Raw genomic sequence first — 521 nt, 5'->3', positions numbered from 1 at the left:
GCCACCGAGCTCATGCAGACGCAGATTCGCCAGACCACCAGTGCCCGACTGCACACTGCGCACCACCCCAGCCAGATCGAACCCACCCAACAGACGGGTCAACCGGGCGCTGATCGCACCCAGACCCGCCTTGAGCCCACCGGGATTCAACCCACCGGCCAGACCCGACAACTCGGCCACCACAGCCTTGACGAAGCCACCCGCACCGCCCGAGGCACCGAAGGGCACCTTGGCGAACGGCGTCAACGCCGCCGCCGCCGCCGACGCCCCCCCGTGATAACCCAACATCGCCACGATGTCCTGAGCCCAGAACTCCTCGTAGGCCGCCTCGGCCGCCGCAATCGCCGGCCAGTTCTGCCCGAACAAATTCGAAACCGCAAGCCTCACCAGTGAATTGCGATTGCCGGCGATAAGTGCTGGATGCACCACCATCGAGCGCGCCGTCTCAAACGCCGACACCACCGCCCGCGCCTGAGCAGCGGCCTGCTCAGCCGCCGCACCCGCCGCACTCAACCACGCCG

Annotated in this window: 1 protein-coding gene; it reads right to left on the bottom strand. The window is 67.8% G+C overall.

Annotated elements, in window-relative coordinates; all coding sequences use genetic code 11:
* Positions 1-521 (bottom strand): PPE domain-containing protein (locus A9X01_RS13475; protein WP_155772078.1); only part of this gene is annotated, 521 nt, incomplete at both ends.

The organism is Mycobacterium asiaticum (assembly GCF_001668675.1).
Taxonomy (GTDB): Bacteria; Actinomycetota; Actinomycetes; order Mycobacteriales; family Mycobacteriaceae; genus Mycobacterium; species Mycobacterium asiaticum_D.
The sequence above is the reverse complement of the archived record's forward strand: the minus strand, read 5'-3'. Positions and strand labels throughout refer to the sequence as shown.